The 15594-nt window shown below is 69.2% G+C and carries 18 protein-coding genes; 14 read left to right on the forward strand and 4 right to left on the reverse strand.

Annotated features, from left to right (window positions below):
* Positions 1-21: 21 nt before the first annotated feature.
* Together ACNQVK_RS15675 and ACNQVK_RS15680 are read right to left on the reverse strand one after the other, a co-directional pair.
* On the reverse strand, positions 22-846 hold the full coding sequence (locus ACNQVK_RS15675) for an enoyl-CoA hydratase/isomerase family protein (protein WP_418030243.1): 825 nt from the start codon (positions 844-846) through the stop codon (positions 22-24).
* 45 nt (positions 847-891) lie between these two features.
* Complete coding sequence (locus ACNQVK_RS15680) at positions 892-1752, reverse strand: ribokinase (protein ID WP_418030244.1); 861 nt, start codon at positions 1750-1752, stop codon at positions 892-894.
* 83 nt (positions 1753-1835) lie between these two features.
* Here ACNQVK_RS15680 and ACNQVK_RS15685 point away from each other — a divergent pair, with 83 nt between their 5' ends.
* From ACNQVK_RS15685 to ACNQVK_RS15730, 10 genes are all read left to right on the forward strand, one after another.
* A complete protein-coding gene (locus ACNQVK_RS15685; RefSeq protein ID WP_418030246.1) occupies positions 1836-3101 on the forward strand; it encodes a glutamate-5-semialdehyde dehydrogenase in 1266 nt (421 codons plus the stop codon).
* A gap of 30 nt (positions 3102-3131) precedes the next feature.
* Positions 3132-4019: an AAA family ATPase gene (locus ACNQVK_RS15690; RefSeq protein ID WP_044522897.1), complete on the forward strand. Its 888-nt coding sequence runs from the start codon at positions 3132-3134 to the stop codon at positions 4017-4019.
* Positions 4019-5473: a vWA domain-containing protein gene (locus tag ACNQVK_RS15695; RefSeq protein ID WP_418030247.1), complete on the forward strand. Its 1455-nt coding sequence runs from the start codon at positions 4019-4021 to the stop codon at positions 5471-5473. The genes ACNQVK_RS15690 and ACNQVK_RS15695 overlap by 1 nt, the downstream gene beginning before the upstream one ends.
* 81 nt (positions 5474-5554) lie before the next feature.
* Positions 5555-6202 (forward strand): nicotinate-nucleotide adenylyltransferase, encoded by a 648-nt coding sequence (gene nadD, locus ACNQVK_RS15700; RefSeq protein ID WP_418030248.1) that lies wholly within the window; start codon positions 5555-5557, stop codon positions 6200-6202.
* Entirely contained in the window at positions 6199-6585 is a 387-nt protein-coding gene (gene rsfS, locus ACNQVK_RS15705) for a ribosome silencing factor (RefSeq protein ID WP_418030249.1), read from the forward strand. Before nadD ends, rsfS begins: the two co-directional genes overlap by 4 nt.
* Before the next feature lie 7 nt (positions 6586-6592).
* Entirely contained in the window at positions 6593-7261 is a 669-nt protein-coding gene (gene gpgP / locus ACNQVK_RS15710) for a glucosyl-3-phosphoglycerate phosphatase (RefSeq protein ID WP_418030250.1), read from the forward strand.
* Positions 7251-8000, forward strand: a complete 750-nt coding sequence (octT, locus tag ACNQVK_RS15715) for a diglucosylglycerate octanoyltransferase (protein WP_418030251.1) — start codon at positions 7251-7253, stop codon at positions 7998-8000. The genes gpgP and octT overlap by 11 nt, the downstream gene beginning before the upstream one ends.
* A 2-nt stretch (positions 8001-8002) precedes the next feature.
* Positions 8003-8842 (forward strand): DegV family protein, encoded by an 840-nt coding sequence (locus ACNQVK_RS15720; protein WP_418030252.1) that lies wholly within the window; start codon positions 8003-8005, stop codon positions 8840-8842.
* Between the two features lie 111 nt (positions 8843-8953).
* On the forward strand, positions 8954-9418 hold the full coding sequence (locus ACNQVK_RS15725) for a hypothetical protein (RefSeq protein WP_418030253.1): 465 nt from the start codon (positions 8954-8956) through the stop codon (positions 9416-9418).
* Positions 9415-9765 carry a transcriptional regulator gene (locus tag ACNQVK_RS15730; protein ID WP_418030254.1) on the forward strand — a complete coding sequence of 117 codons (351 nt, stop codon included), beginning with the start codon at positions 9415-9417 and terminating at the stop codon, positions 9763-9765. The genes ACNQVK_RS15725 and ACNQVK_RS15730 overlap by 4 nt, the downstream gene beginning before the upstream one ends.
* Here ACNQVK_RS15730 and ACNQVK_RS15735 read toward each other — a convergent pair.
* Positions 9743-10795 carry a dihydrodipicolinate reductase gene (locus ACNQVK_RS15735; protein ID WP_418030255.1) on the reverse strand — a complete coding sequence of 351 codons (1053 nt, stop codon included), beginning with the start codon at positions 10793-10795 and terminating at the stop codon, positions 9743-9745. The genes ACNQVK_RS15730 and ACNQVK_RS15735 overlap by 23 nt on opposite strands.
* Positions 10796-10965: 170 nt before the next feature.
* Between ACNQVK_RS15735 and ACNQVK_RS15740 the strand changes: the two genes are divergently transcribed.
* From ACNQVK_RS15740 to holA, 4 genes are all read left to right on the forward strand, one after another.
* Positions 10966-11760, forward strand: coding sequence for an SPFH domain-containing protein (locus ACNQVK_RS15740; protein ID WP_211155071.1), 795 nt, complete (start codon positions 10966-10968; stop codon positions 11758-11760).
* A gap of 87 nt (positions 11761-11847) precedes the next feature.
* Entirely contained in the window at positions 11848-12684 is an 837-nt protein-coding gene (locus ACNQVK_RS15745) for a helix-hairpin-helix domain-containing protein (RefSeq protein WP_418030256.1), read from the forward strand.
* Positions 12665-14236 carry a ComEC/Rec2 family competence protein gene (locus ACNQVK_RS15750; RefSeq protein WP_418030257.1) on the forward strand — a complete coding sequence of 524 codons (1572 nt, stop codon included), beginning with the start codon at positions 12665-12667 and terminating at the stop codon, positions 14234-14236. The genes ACNQVK_RS15745 and ACNQVK_RS15750 overlap by 20 nt, the downstream gene beginning before the upstream one ends.
* A gap of 25 nt (positions 14237-14261) precedes the next feature.
* Positions 14262-15212, forward strand: coding sequence for a DNA polymerase III subunit delta (gene holA, locus ACNQVK_RS15755; protein WP_418034177.1), 951 nt, complete (start codon positions 14262-14264; stop codon positions 15210-15212).
* Positions 15213-15245: 33 nt separating this feature from the next.
* Here the strand turns inward: holA and rpsT are convergent, their stop codons facing one another.
* Positions 15246-15506 (reverse strand): 30S ribosomal protein S20, encoded by a 261-nt coding sequence (gene rpsT, locus ACNQVK_RS15760; RefSeq protein WP_044522939.1) that lies wholly within the window; start codon positions 15504-15506, stop codon positions 15246-15248.
* Positions 15507-15594: the final 88 nt, after the last annotated feature.

Below are 15594 nucleotides of genomic sequence, written 5' to 3' on the forward strand. Positions count from 1 at the left end.
GGGCCGCGTCTTGGTGGATGTCTAGAGCCGGCCCTCGGCCCGCAGGTCTGGATGCACCCATTCGGGTGAGCGACGTGCCTTGAATGCCCGGAAGCCCTCCATCGCCTCGTCGCCGCTGTAGCTGGCCTTCATGCCGATGCGGTCGTAGAGGCCCATGTAGCTATCCAGGCTGGACTTGACCACGCCGCGGGCCCGGGGTGCGGTCCGGCAACACTGAGCGAGCACTTCGGTTGCGGCAGTGAGCAATTCGTCATGGGTCACAATCCTGGCGACCATGCCCCAGTCGACGGCCTCCTGCGCGCTGAGCGTGCGTCCCGTGAACATCAGGTCGCGGGTCCGCACCGGGCCGATCAGACGGGCCAGCATCTGGCTGTAGTAGGTGTCGGCGATACCGCGGTACAACTCGGGCACCCGGAACGTGGCGCGGTCGCTGACCACGGCCATGTCGCTGCAGATCGCGATCTGCAGCCCACCGCCCTGGCACAACCCGTTGACCGCGCTCACCACGGGCTTGACCGATTGGCGCAGTGTCTCGAACGGTGTGACGTCCATCGACAGAGCCGCACCGAAGCTCATCCAGTCGTCGACACCGTTGCCGCCGCCGAGGTCACCGCCCGGTGCGAACACGTCGCCGGTGCCGGTGATGAGCAGGCCGGCCAGGTCAGGGTCCGCCTCGACGTGGGTGACCGCGTACCGGATGCCGAAGTACATGGCCGGGGTCATCGCATTGCGGGCCTCGGGCCGATCCAGGGTGACCACACCGAACGGGCCCTGCCGCTCGAACTTCAGGTATGGCGTGCCGAGCCAGTCGCCTTCGGGGGGCCGTGGAGAGAGTCCCTGTGTCATGGTTGGCGACTATAACGCCAACGGTATCGGCTTCAGTTGGCCGTCTCAGTGGGTGAGGACGGCATCGATGTCGCCGGCGGACGGCGCGCAGTTGCCGGCCCCTCGCACCAGCGTGGCCAGGGCTCCGGCCGCACAGGCGCGGCGCAGTGCCTGCTCGTGGCCCGTGGTCCACCCTGCGGCCAGCACCCCGGCGAACACGTCACCGGCACCGGCGGTATCCAACGCCCGCACCGCGGGTGCCTGCACGTCGAAGCGCTCGTCCTCGCCCAGGTAGCTGGCCCCTCGTGCGCCCCTGGTGATCACCAGGTGCCGCACCGGCCAATGCCACTCCGCCGCCTCGGTCTCGTTCACCACCACGACGTCGACCAGTTCCGACAGGGCCAGCAGGTGATGGGCGGGCGTACCTCCCGGCGAGGCGTTGAGCATCACCACCGCCCCGGCGGCCCGGGCCAGCTTGGCCGCGGCGATCGCCGTCGCCACCGGGATCTCCAACTGGATCAGGGTGACCTCGCTCCAGACGATCGCCGAGCGGGCCGCCGCGGAATCCACTTCGAGCCGCGAGTTGGCGCCCGGTGCCACCACGATGCAGTTCTCCCCGACGGTGTCGACGAGGATCGCGGCGGATCCGCTGGGCCCCGGCATGCACGTCACGGCGTCGGCCCCGACTCCGTTGGCCTGCAGGTGACGGCGCAGGATCGTGGCGGCGGGATCGTCTCCGACCGCGGCCACCAGCTCGACGTCGGCGCCGGCCCGCGCGGCCGCCACCGCCTGATTGCCGCCCTTGCCGCCGGGCGCCGATGACAGCGACGACGCGAGCACCGTCTGTCCCGGGCGCGGCAGCGCACCGACGGTGAACGTGAGATCGGCGTTGATACTCCCGACGACGCAAACCCGCGCAGCGGCCATAGATAAAAAGGCTAACCGGGCTGAGGCGTCAGTGGCGCCTGACACGTGTCGAAGGACGTGAACAGGTCCGATACGCTGGCTAGATGAGCGTTCAGACAGAGTCTCCGGCGACTGCGGTGCCGCACGCCGACCTGCGCGACCAGGTGCACGAGGCGGCGCGTCGGGCACGAGTCGCCGCCCGCATCCTGGGCACCCTGAGCGCCGAGACCAAGAACCGCGCGTTGCATGCCGCCGCCGACAGCGTGCTGGCCCACGTCCACGAGATCCTCGCGGCCAACGCCGCCGATGTCGAGGCCGCGCGCGAGGCCGGAACCCCGGAGTCGATCCTCGACCGGCTGGCGCTCAACCCGCAACGCGTCGACGGCATCGCCGCCGGTCTGCGCCAGGTCGCCGGTCTGCCCGACCCGGTCGGCGAGGTGCTGCGCGGCCGGACCCTGCCCAACGGCCTGCAGCTGCGTCAGCAGCGGGTGCCGCTCGGCGTGGTCGGCATGGTCTACGAGGGCCGTCCCAACGTCACGGTCGATGCCTTCGGGCTCACCCTGAAATCGGGCAATGCCGCTCTGCTGCGCGGCAGTTCGTCCGCGGCCCGGTCCAACGAGGCACTGGTGACCGCGCTGCGTTCGGCACTGGCGTCGGTCGGTTTGCCCTTGGATGCCGTGCAGTTGCTGCCCAGCCATGACCGCGCCAGTGTCACGCACCTGATCCAGGCCCGTGGTCTGGTGGACGTGGTGATCCCGCGCGGGGGAGCCGGCCTGATCGAGGCCGTGGTGCGCGACGCCCAGGTGCCCACGATCGAGACCGGCGTCGGCAATTGCCATGTCTACGTTCATGAAGCGGCCGATATCGACGTTGCCGAGAAGATCCTGCTGAACTCCAAGACCCGGCGTCCCAGCGTCTGCAATGCCGCCGAGACGCTGCTGGTGGACAAGGCGCTGGAGGCCACCGCGCTGCCCCGGCTGACCTCCGCGCTGCGTGAGGCAGGGGTCACGGTGCACGCCGACCCCACCGACGAGGAGTTGCACGCCGAATTCCTCTCGATGGACATCGCCGTGGCCCTGGTCGACGGTCTCGACGCCGCGATCGCCCACATCAACGAGTACGGCACCGGACACACCGAGGCCATCGTGACAACGAATCTTGCTGCGGCCCAGCGCTTCACCGAACAGGTGGACGCGGCTGCGGTGATGGTCAACGCGTCCACCGCGTTCACCGACGGAGAGCAGTTCGGTTTCGGCGCAGAGATCGGCATCTCCACCCAGAAGCTGCATGCCCGCGGACCCATGGGCCTGCCCGAACTGACCTCCACCAAATGGATCGTTTGGGGAGACGGTCAGACCCGCCCGGCCTAGGCGCCGACCAGATAGAGACCAGGAGACCACATGAGCGTGCCCGCTCGCCCCGCTCCGTTGTTCGCCGACATCGACGATGTCGCGCGCCGCCTGGCGGAGACCGGATACCTGCCCGACACCGCCACCGCGACAGCGGTGTTCCTCGCCGACCGGCTGGGCAAGCCGTTGCTCGTGGAGGGCCCCGCGGGTGTCGGCAAGACCGAGCTGGCCCGCGCGGTCGCCGCGACCACCGGCTCGGAGCTGGTGCGGTTGCAGTGCTACGAGGGCGTCGACGAGGCCCGCGCGCTCTACGAGTGGAACCACGCCAAGCAGATCCTGCGGATCCAGGCCGGGCAGAACGCCAACGGCGGCGACTGGGACCAGACCAAGATGGACGTGTTCAGCGAAGAGTTCCTGCTGACGCGTCCGCTGCTGACCGCGATCAAGCGCACCGACCCGACCGTGCTGCTGGTCGACGAGACCGACAAGGCCGACATCGAGATCGAGGGCCTGCTGTTGGAGGTGCTCTCCGACTTCGCGGTCACCGTCCCGGAACTCGGCACGATCACCGCCGAACGGCCGCCCTTCGTGGTCCTCACCTCGAATGCCACCCGCGAGCTCTCCGAGGCGCTCAAGCGTCGTTGCCTGTTCCTGCACATCGACTTTCCGGATCCGGATCTGGAGCGCCGCATCTTGTTGTCCCGGGTGCCCGAACTGCCCGAGCACATCGCCACCGAGCTGGTGCGGATCATCGGTGTGATGCGCGGTATGCAGCTCAAGAAGCTGCCGTCGGTCGCCGAGACGATCGACTGGGGCCGCACCGTCCTGGCCCTGGGCCTGGACACCATCGACGACGAGATGATCGCCGCCACCCTCGGCGTGGTGCTCAAACACCAGTCCGACCAGCAGCGCGCTGCGGGCGAGCTCAGGCTCAACTGATGGTGCCCCGCCGGGTTCGACCGCCCCAGCCGCTGGCCCCGCACGGGCTGCCCGGGCACCTCGTCGAGTTCGTCGAAGCCCTTCGCGGGCAGGGTATCTCGGTCGGTCCGTCGGAAACCGTGGACGCCGGCCGGGTCATCACGGTGCTGGGGTTGGGCGATCGTGAGACATTGCGCGAGGGCATCGCCTGCGCGGTGCTGCGCCGCCCCGACCACCGCGAGACCTACGACGCGATGTTCGACCTGTTCTTCCCGGCGGCGCTCGGCGCCCGCACCGTGCTCGATGAGGAGGGCGAGGGCGACACCGGCGACGAGGATCGGCTCCAGCTGCCGCCCGAGGACATCGAGGCGATGCGCGACGCGCTGGTGCAGATGCTGGCCGACAACGAGGATCTGGCCAACCTCGACGACCGGATGGCGGCGATGATCGCCCGCATCGTCGAGGCCTACGGCCGTTACAACTCCAGCCGCGGCCCGTCGTATTCGTCGTATCAGGCGCTCAAGGCCATGAGCCTCGACGATCTGGAGGGCCGGCTGCTGGCCGGGCTGCTCGCCCCCTACGGCGACGAGCCCACGCCGACCCAGGAAGAGATCGCCAAGGCCCTGGCCGCCCAGCGCATCTCCCAGCTGCGCAAGATGGTCGAGTCCGAGACCAAGCGCCGCACCGCCGAGCAGCTGGGCCGCGACCACGTGCAGATGTACGGGGTGCCGCAACTGGCCGAGAACGTCGAGTTCCTGCGCGCATCCGGTGAGCAGCTCCGCCAGATGCGCAAGACCGTGCAACCGCTGGCACGCACGTTGGCGACGCGGCTGGCGGCCCGGCGCCGACGGTCCAGGTCCGGGGAGATCGACCTGCGCAAGACGCTGCGCAAGTCGATGTCCACCGGCGGTGTGCCGATCGACGTGGTGCTCAAGAAGCCGCATCCGGCCCGTCCCGAGCTCGTGGTGCTGTGCGACGTGTCCGGGTCGGTGGCCGGGTTCAGCCACTTCACCCTGATGCTGGTCTCGGCGCTGCGCCAGCAGTTCTCCCGGGTTCGTGTCTTCGCCTTCATCGACACCACCGACGAGGTCACCGACATGTTCGGGCCGGAGGCCGATCTGGCGGTCGCGGTGCAGCGCATCACCCGTGAGGCGGGCGTCTACACCCGCGACGGGCACTCCGACTACGGCCACGCCTTCGTGTCGTTCCTGGACAAGTACCCCAACGTGCTGTCGCCGCGCAGCTCGCTGCTGGTGCTGGGCGACGGTCGGAACAACTACCGCAACCCCGAGACGGCGTTGCTCGCCCACATGGTGTCGGCCAGCCGGCACGCGCACTGGCTCAACCCGGAGCCCAAGCACCTGTGGGGCAGCGGGGATTCCGCGGTGCCGAAATACCTCGAAACGATCCCGATGCACGAGTGCCGCTCGGCCAAGCAGCTGGCCGCGGTGATCGACGGGTTGCTGCCGGTCTGAGCGCGAGCGTCGCGTCAGCCCCGAGCCGCCGGGTTCGCACGGGTGCCTGCGCCCGTCAACGCTCCCGTAAGCTGCCTCTTTGTGGCAAGACGGCGCAGGTTGGGTGTGATGGGTGGGACGTTCGATCCCATCCACAACGGGCACCTGGTCGCCGCCAGTGAGGTGGCGGACCTGTTCGAACTCGACGAAGTTGTGTTCGTCCCGACCGGTCAGCCGTGGCAGAAACACGACCGGCAGGTCAGCGCGGCCGAGGATCGGTATCTGATGACGGTGATCGCGACCGCGTCCAACCCGCGTTTCTCGGTCAGCCGGGTCGACATCGACCGGGGCGGGGCGACCTACACCAAGGACACCCTGCGTGACCTGCGTGATCTCAACGCCGGCACCGACCTGTTCTTCATCACCGGAGCCGATGCCCTGGCATCGATCCTGTCCTGGCAGAACTGGGAAGACCTGTTCTCCATGGCGAGGTTCGTCGGCGTCAGCCGGCCGGGCTACGAGCTGGACGGTGACCATATCGAGGCGGCGCTGCGCGAGCTGCCGCCGGACGCACTGACGTTGGTCGAGGTGCCCGCGCTGGCGATCTCCTCCAGCGACTGCCGTAAGAGGGCCTCCGAAGGCCGGCCGATCTGGTACCTGGTGCCCGACGGCGTGGTCCAGTACGTGACCAAACGCGGGTTGTACTCCGCAGACGGGAAGGGTGAACACATCATGGAGCCGGTTCGATGAGCGCGACCGACGAGGCCGTCGCGATGGCGACGGTGGCCGCCCAGGCTGCTTCGGCCAAGCTGGCAGACGATGTGGTGGTCATCGACGTGTCGGGGCAGTTGGTAATCACCGACTGCTTCGTGATCGCGTCGGCCTCCAACGAGCGCCAGGTCAATGCGATCGTCGACGAGGTCGAGGACAAGATGCGGCTGGCCGGCTACAAGCCCGCGCGCCGCGAGGGCACCCGCGAGGGGCGCTGGACGTTGCTCGACTACGTCGACATCGTGGTGCACATCCAGCACCAGGACGAGCGGGAGTTCTACGCCCTGGAACGGTTGTGGCGCGATTGCCCGACGGTTCCGGTCGATCTCGGTGGGCCGGTGGACCCGGAGTCGGCGGAATGAGGGCGGCATGAGGGTCCGTCGGCTGGTGCTGTTGCGCCACGGCCAGACCGAGTACAACGCGGGCAGCCGGATGCAGGGTCAGCTCGACACCGAGCTGTCCGATCTCGGGCGCGACCAGGCCGCCGCGGCTGCGGAGGTGCTGGCCAAGCGCCAGCCGCTGTTGATCGTGTCCTCGGATCTCACGCGCGCCCTCGACACCGCGGTGACCCTCGGTGATCGCGCCGGTATCGCGGTACAGGTGGACAAGCGGCTGCGTGAGACGCATCTGGGGGACTGGCAGGGCCTGACCCACCAGGAAGTCGACGCGATGGCCCCGGGCGCTCGCGTGGCCTGGCGCGAGGATGCACGGTGGGCACCGCACGGCGGTGAGAGCCGTGTCGACGTGGCCGACCGCAGCGTCCCAGTGGTCGCTGAACTTGTTGCCGGACAAGCGGAGTGGGGTCTTGACGGCTCGGACCGCCCCGTTGTGCTGGTTGCGCACGGCGGGCTGATCGCGGCGCTGACCGCCGGGCTGCTCGGCCTGCCGGTGGACAACTGGCCGGTGCTCGGCGGGATGGGCAACGCCAGTTGGGTTCAGCTGTCCGGACATTCCGACGATGACGGAGATTTCGACGCGACCCGGTGGCGGCTGGATGTCTGGAATGCCTCGGCGCAGGTGGCCAACGATGTCCTCTGATCGCTCTCCTGATCGCAAGCCGGTGCTGTTGGTATTCGCCGACTCGCTGTCCTATTTCGGCCCGACCGGTGGTCTGCCGTCCGACGATCCGCGGATCTGGCCCAACATCGTGGCCGAGCAGCTGGGCTGGGATGTGGAACTCATCGGCCGGATCGGTTGGACCTGTCGCGACGTCTGGTGGGCCTCGACGCAGGATCCGCGGGCATGGGCTGCGTTGCCGCGCGCGGGTGCGGTGGTCTTCGCCACCAGCGGCATGGATTCACTGCCGTCTCCGCTGCCGACGGCGCTGCGCGAGCTGATCCGCTATGTGCGTCCGGCCTGGCTGCGGCGCTGGGCACGGGACGGCTACGGTTGGCTGCAGCCCCGGCTGTCGCCGATCTCACGAGCGGCGCTGCCCCCGCACGTCACGGTCGAGTACCTCGAGATGACGCGCAACGCCATCGATTTCAACCGGCCCGGCATTCCGGTGGTGGCCTCGCTGCCGTCGGTGCACATCGCCGATACGTACGGCAAGGCCCATCACGGGCGCGAGCCCACGGTCAAGGCCATCACGGCCTGGGCGCAGGAGCACGACGTGCCGTTGGTGGACCTCAAGGCCGCGGTGGCCGACGAGGTCCTCGGTGGGCGCGGCAACCCCGACGGCATCCACTGGAATTTCGAAGCCCACCGGGCCGTGGCCGAGTTGATGCTCAAGGGCCTGGCCGATGCCGGTGTGCCACAACTGGATTCCACAGACTGACGATGGCGGTCATGGTGGTGACCGACTCGACGTCGCGGTTGCGACCCGAGTTGTGCGAGCAGTGGGGAATCCGGCAGGTGCCGTTGCACATCCTCGACGACGGCAGTGACTGGCGCGACGGCGTTGATCCGATCCCGGCGGCCATCTACGACCGGGCCAGGGTCACGACGTCGGGCGCCTCGCCGGCCGATCTCGCCGAGACCTATAGGCAGGCGCTGGCCGACAGCGGTGGCGACGGTGTTGTCGCAGTCCATATTTCGGCTGCGCTGTCGAGTACCTACAGCACAGCGGCAGCGGTTGCCCGCGAGATCGGGCAGGCCGTACGGGTGGTGAACTCCCGCGCTGCGGCAATGGGGGTGGGCTTCGTAGCCCTGGCCGCGGCCGAATCAGCCCGTGACGGAGGAACACTCGACGGTGTCGAGGCCGCGGCGCGCGCCGCGATCCCGCGCGGGCAGGCGTTCATCGTCGTGCACCGGCTCGACAACCTGCGGCGCAGCGGCCGGATCGGTGCGGCGGCGTCGTGGCTGGGTACGGCACTGTCACTCAAACCGCTTTTGCGCCTGGATGTGGACGGCCGGCTGGTGCTCTCGCAACGCATCCGGACCATATCGAAAGCACATGCGGCACTTGTCGATCAGATCGCCGACGCGGCGGGGGACCGTGCCGTGAGCGTGGTCGTGCACCACGTCGACAACCCGGACGGTGCCGAGGAGATCGCGGCTGCACTCACCGAGCGCCTGCCGCACCTGCGGTCACTGTCGGTGACGGACATGGGTTCGGTACTCGCCGTGCACGTCGGCGGCGGCGCGGTCGGTGCGTGCATCACCGTGGAGGATGCCTAGGGGCGTGTGCCCCCCGAGATTGTCGACGCCGGTAGCACCCGGTTGGAAACCTTGACTTTCCCGCATGGAAAGTGGATTCTACTTTCCATGTGGGAAAGTGGAGATGGGACCATGGGAGACCCGACACCGGCCGATGCGCGCGCCGCACTGGATGCTGTCGACCGCGCCACGGCGCGGGTCGCCGACGAAGTCGGCCTGCCCCGGTGGTACTGGTGGATCTTGGCGGCGGGCTGGGTATTCCTCGGGATCGTCGGCGATTTCGGCCCGCAATGGCTCGTCATCGCAGCCACGATCGGGTTCGGTGCCGTTCACTCCGTGATCGCCTCACGCCGTCTGGACGGTCGCCGCAGGACCAACCGGCTGCAGGTCAGCGCGGACACGGCCTGGCGTCGGATTCCGCTGGTGGTCATCGGCATGCTGATCGCACTGGTCGGCCTGACCATCGCGGTGGGATTCGCGCTGGGTGCCGACGGAACCCGCCATGCCGGGACTGCCGCGGCGGTGTTTGTCGCCGCGGTCGTCGGGCTGGGCGGCCCCGAGATCCTGCGCACCCTGTGCCGCTGGACCCGTGCATGACGCCGGTGCCGCACTTCGACGAACTGATCCACCCCAGCACGCGCCTGACGCTGGTGGCGACGCTGGCCGCCGCGGATTGGGCGGAGTTCTCCTACCTCAAAGAGACCCTGGGGCTTTCGGATTCAGCGTTGTCCAAGCAGCTGGCGATTCTGGAAAACGCGGGGTATGTCGCCACCGAGCGGCGCCTCGACGGGAGCCGGCACAAGGTGCACGCCCGGCTCACCGACGCCGGCCGCGTGGCGTTCGACGGTCACGTCGCGGCGCTGAGGGCCATCGTCGGCGGAGCCGACGGAGCGGGCATCGGCGACGACGTTGCGGCGGGCGTCAGCCGGCGAACCGGCCGGTGATCGGCGGCATGTCCTTGAGTGTGACGATCCCGGGTGGGGCGGCCACCACCGCGGGCACCGCGTTGGTGACGGGCAGCGCGGTGTAGATCATGCCCAGCCCCATGAAGCCGGGTTCGGTCCAGTCCTTGGGCGGTAGGCAGTGCAGCACGGTGCGCATGTTGGGCAGTCCGAAGACCTGGATGACGTGGCCGTGCTCAAGGGGTTTGGGCGGGGTGACGTGATCGCCCATGGTCCAGTTGAATCCGACGCTCACCACGTTCTTGTCGCCGACCCAGCCGCGGTGGTAGCCGTAGACGCTGCCCACGGTGCCCTTGGGGATCTGCATGAAACCCAGATCGGAATCATCGGTGGCGGCGGTGAAGGTGACGTCGAAGGTCATCCGGTCCAGCTTGGCGCCGATGGCGTCGGCCATCATGGCCGCGGACTCGGCGAACACCTCGCTCTCGCGGCGCACGCTCTCGGCCAGGCCCGGGGTCTCTGGGTCCTGGCCGAATCCCATCGCCGACTGGGTGCCCGCGGATTCGTAGGTCGAGCAGTCCACCGATTCGGTGATGCGGATCTCGTCGACGCGCTCGCACGAGCCGGACAGCACCATGCCGACCATGTTGGTCATGCCCGGGTGGGCGCCACTGCCGAAGATGGTGGATTTGCCTGTCTCACAGGCCTTCCGGATGCGATCGAGGTCTTCCGGGGTCTGCTTGCCGCCGGTGATCCAGGCCGCGCTGGAGCACACGTTGACCCCGGCCTCCAGCAACGCGACCAGTTCGTCGATGTTGGGCCACAACGGGTTGTAACAGCAGGCATCGGGTTTCAGCGCGATCAGGTCGTCGATCGAGTTGGTGGCCAGGACCCCCGTGGGTTCGGACCGGCCGGCCAGCTCGGCCGCGTCGACGCCGACCTTGTCGGCGCCGTGGGCGAAGACGCCGACCAGTTCCATGTCGTCGCGACCGATGATCGCGTGCAGCGAGCGTCGCCCGATGTTTCCGGTGGTCCATTGGATGACCCGAATCGGCTTACCCGCTGCGGTCATGATCGCCTCCCTCGCTGAATCCTGCTGTGTCCGCTAGACACTATCGGGGACTTGTTCACCTCCGGTAGGGGCACCGGCCGGCCGCCGTCCTGGCGGGCGGCGCACCGGCGTCGCACAATCGAACTATGGGGCATGCGGGCCCCGGCGAAGCCATGAATCGAGGTCGGATCATGGAGATGCTCTACACGGTCGCGTTGTTGGGGGCCGGCGCCATCGCCCTGTTCTGGCTGGGCGTGAGCAACATCCGCGTGGTCAGGCAGTACGAACGGGGCGTCGTGTTCCGGTTGGGCCGGGTCCGGGACAACGTCAGGCAACCCGGTCTGACCATGCTGATTCCGGTCGCCGATCGGTTGCAGAAGGTCAACATGCAGATCATCACGATGCCGATCCCCGCCCAGGACGGCATCACCCGCGACAACGTCACCGTGCGCGTCGACGCGGTCATCTACTTCAAGGTGATCGACCCGGTGCGGGCCGTGGTCGACGTCCAGGACTACATGTCGGCGATCGGTCAGGTGGCCCAGACCTCGCTGCGGTCGATCATCGGCAAGAGCAATCTGGACGACCTGCTGTCCAACCGTGAGCGGCTCAACCAAGGTCTGGAACTGCTCATCGACAACCCCGCGGTGGGCTGGGGGATCCACATCGACCGGGTCGAGATCAAAGATGTCGTGCTACCGGATTCGATGAAGCGGTCCATCGCGCGCCAGGCCGAGGCCGAACGGGAACGGCGGGCCCGGGTCATCACCGCCGACGGCGAATTGCAGGCGTCGGAGAAACTGGCCGCGGCCGCCGATGTGATGGCCGCCGAGCCCGCGGCACTGCAGCTGCGGCTGCTGGAAACGGTGGTCGAAGTGGCCGCGGAGAAGAACTCCACCGTGGTGCTGCCGTTCCCGGTCGAACTGCTGCGCTTCCTGGAGCGGGTCACGCCGCCGCCGTCCTCCAACGGCGCAGCGGGTAGGTAATCCACAGCGCGAGATTCATCCACAGCCGGCCGGTGCCGACGGCTCGCGAACCTGGAATCGTCGCGACCCGCACCTACCGTCGCGGGCATGGGAACCGATTTGTCGGTGGAGCGGCTCCGTCGCCTGCGTGGCGGCCGGCCGGGCGGCGGGGATGATCCGGATGCCGAGAACGTAGACGGGTCAGACCGCGACACGGTGTCCGAGAGCGCGCTGTCGAGATGGCTGCCCGATACGGCACCGGGGGACGGCCCGGGGTGGCTGGCCGCCGTGCGCGCCGATCCCGGCCGCGCCGGGGCGCTGGCCCTGGCCGGCGTCGGGGTGCTCGCGATCCTGGTCACCGTATTCGCCCTGATCCGCCAGCAGCCGCCACCGGTTGCCTCGGCGAACCTTCCACCGGTGCAGATGGTTTCGTCGTCCGCCCCGACGCCGGCCGACAGTAGCCCGGCAGGGCAGGTGGTGGTCAGCGTGGTCGGCCTGGTGCACAAGCCGGGCCTGGTGACCCTGCAACCCGGGGCGCGGATCGCCGATGCGCTGGAAGCCGCGGGTGGGCCGCTCGACGGAGCCGACCTGATCGGGTTGAACATGGCCCGCAAGGTCGGTGACGGTGAACAGATCGTGGTCGGCATCGACCCGCCGGCGGGCCAACCGGCGACCATGGGCAGTTCGGTCGCCGGCGACGCGGCGGCATCTGCGCAACCCGGCGCTCCGGCGGCCACGTCCGGCGCACCTTCGGGACCGGTGGACCTCAACACCGCGACAGTCGAGGACCTCGACGCACTGCCCGGCGTCGGCCCGGTGACCGCCGAGGCGATCGTGGCCTGGCGTGCCGCGCACGGCCGGTTCGACAGCGTCGATCAGCTCGGCGATGTCGACGGGATCGGCCCGGCGCGGCTGGAGAAACTGCGTGAGCTGGTCCGGGCGTGACCCGTCCGCCGACGCGGGGGCCGAGGGGCGATCCCTGGATCTGCGGATCGTCCCGGCCGCCCTGACCGCGTGGTCGGTGTCGGCGGCCGGAATCGTCTGGCACCCCGGTGCCGCGATGGTGGTGGGCCTCGGTGCGGTGGGTTCCACCTGGCTGGCCGCGTGGTGGGGTCGCGCGCACGACTCGGACGGCACTCACGATCAACCGATCGCGGCCGCGGTTCTGGCCGTTGCGGCCGTGGCCGCCGGGTTCGCCATCGCGATCGGACTACGTGTGCACCAGGTCGAGCATCATCCGATCGGCCGGCTCTACGGCGGCGCGGCGACGGTCGAGGTGGTGCCCGGGGAGACCCCGCGGGTGATCAGCGGTGGTCGGCTGATGTTCCGTGCCGCGCTGCGCGAGGTCGATCGGGTCCCGGTGTCGGGACGGGTGGTGGTGTTCGCCCCCGCGGCCTTCGGCCAGGCCGGTCCCGGGACTCCGGTGCGGTTCCGGGCCACCGTGCGACGCCCGGACCGCAAGGATCTGAGTGTGGCCGTGCTGGCGGCATCGGGTCAGCCGTCGCGGCGGGAGACCTCGGCCGTGCAACGTGTTGCGGCGCAGATTCGTTCGCGCTTCGCGGACGCGGCGCGCGTCGTGTTGCCCGCCGACCAGGCGGCCATGCTGCCCGCGCTGGTGCTCGGGGACACCTCGGCGATCACCGCCACGACCACCGCGCAGTTCCGCACGGCGGGTCTCACCCATCTGACCGCGGTGTCGGGGGCCAACGTGACGATCGTCTGTGGTGCGTTGCTGCTGAGCGCCGTGCTCGTCGGCCCCAGGGCGGCCGTGCTGTTGGCCGGCGCCGGTCTGGTCGGCTTCGTCATCGTGGTGCAACCATCGGCCAGCGTGTTGCGGGCCGCGGTGATGGGGGCGGTGACGCTGCTGGCGGTGTTGACCCACCGGCGCCGGCAGGCCGTCCCCGCGCTGTCAGCCAGCGTGATCGCGTTGATGATCGCCGCCCCCGAACTCGCCGTCGATGTCGGGTTCGCGCTGTCGGTGTGCGCCACGGCAGGCATCGTCGTCCTCGCCCCGGTGTGGGCGGGCCGACTGGAGGCCCGTGGTTGGCCGCGTCCGTTGGCGGCGGCGGTCAGCGTCGCGGTGGTGGCCCAGTTGGTCACGGCCCCACTCGTGGCGGGGATCTCGGGCACCGTCAGCCTGGTGGCGGTGGCCGCCAATCTCGCAGTGGCGGGGGTGATTCCGCCGATCACGGTCCTCGGCACCGCTGCGGCGGTGTGTGCGGGCATCTGGCCGGGCGGAGCGCAGCTGCTGATCCGGTTCACCGGCCCCGAGCTGTGGTGGCTGCTGTCGGTGGCGCGGTGGGCGTCGGCGCTGCCCGCGGCCGCGCTGCCGTCGCCCTCGGGCGTGGCCGGTGTCCTGTCGGTGGCCCTTGGCGGTGTGGCGTTGACGGTGCTGTGGCGGTTGCGCTGGATGCGTCGCGGGCTGGCCGTGTCGGTGTTGGGCCTGCTGGCCTGGACGCTGGCGGGCCAGGTGGTCGGGGCTGTCGGGTCGGCGTGACACGATCATCGGTGTGAGTCAACAGATCGACGGTCTGCACCTGGTTCTGGGCGATGAGGAACTGCTGGTCGAACGGGCAGTGGGGGCGGTGCTGCGGGCACTGCGTCAGCAGGCCGGATCCGACGACGTCCCGGTGGACCGGATGCGCGCCGGCGAGGTCAGCACCAGCGAGCTCGCCGAGCTGTTGAGCCCGTCGTTGTTCGCCGAGGAACGTCTGGTGGTGCTGGAGGCCGCCGCCGAGGCGGGCAAGGATGCGGTGGCCCTGATCGCCTCGGCCGCAGCCGATCTGCCGCCCGGCACGGTGCTGTGTGTCATCCACTCCGGCGGCGGGCGGGCCAAGGCGCTGGCCGATCAGCTGAAAAAGCTTGGTGCGCAAGTGCATCCGTGTGCACGGATCACCAAGCCGGCGGAGCGCGCGGATTTCGTGCGCTCCGAGTTCCGTCACTTACGGGTCAAGGTCTCCGACGACACCGTCACTGCGGTGCTCGACGCGGTCGGTTCGAACATCCGTGAGCTCGCCGCGGTGTGCTCACAGCTGGTGGCCGACACCGCCGGGCAGGTCGACCCGGTCGCGGTACGTCGCTATCACAGCGGTAAAGCCGAGGTGAAGGGCTTCGACATCGCCGACAAGGCGGTCACCGGGGATGTAGCGGGGGCCGCTGAGGCGTTGCGGTGGGCGATGCTTGCCGGTGAGCCGCAGGTGGTGTTGGCCGACGCGCTGGCCGAGGCTGTGCACACGATCGCGCGGGTCGGTCCGCTGTCGGGGGATCCGTACCGGCTGGCCGGTGAACTGGGGATGCCGCCGTGGCGGGTGCAGAAGGCGCAGAAGCAGGCACGCCGATGGTCGCGTGACTCGGTGGCCGAGGCCATGCGGGTGGTCGCCACGCTCAATGCAGATGTAAAGGGCGCAGCGGCAGATGCCGACTACGCCCTTGAGACAGCGGTACGCCGGGTGGCGGAACTCGCCACCCGGTGAACCGGGAAAACTACTTCGGGTAGGACCGGAGGATCAGAGCTTGTTCAGCGCCAGGGCCAGAGCCGACTTCTTGTTGGCGGCCTGGTTGGCGTGGATGACGCCCTTGCTGGCGGCCTTGTCGAGCTTGCGGCTGGTCGCCACCAGCAACTCGGCGGCCTTGTCCTTCTCGCCCGCCTCGACGGCCTCGCGGAAGCTACGCACAGCCGTACGCAGCGACGACTTCACGGACTGGTTACGCAGCCGACGACGCTCGTTGGTGAGGATGCGCTTTTCCTGCGACTTGATGTTGGCCACGTAAAAATTCCTTCGTAATTCTCTAGCTGGGGTTACCGAAGTCTGGGTGCGCCCGCCCGCACTGCGGGCAGCGACTGTTCAGGGTACC

Source organism: Mycobacterium sp. 134, from assembly GCF_048282715.1.
Lineage (GTDB): Bacteria > Actinomycetota > Actinomycetes > Mycobacteriales > Mycobacteriaceae > Mycobacterium > Mycobacterium septicum.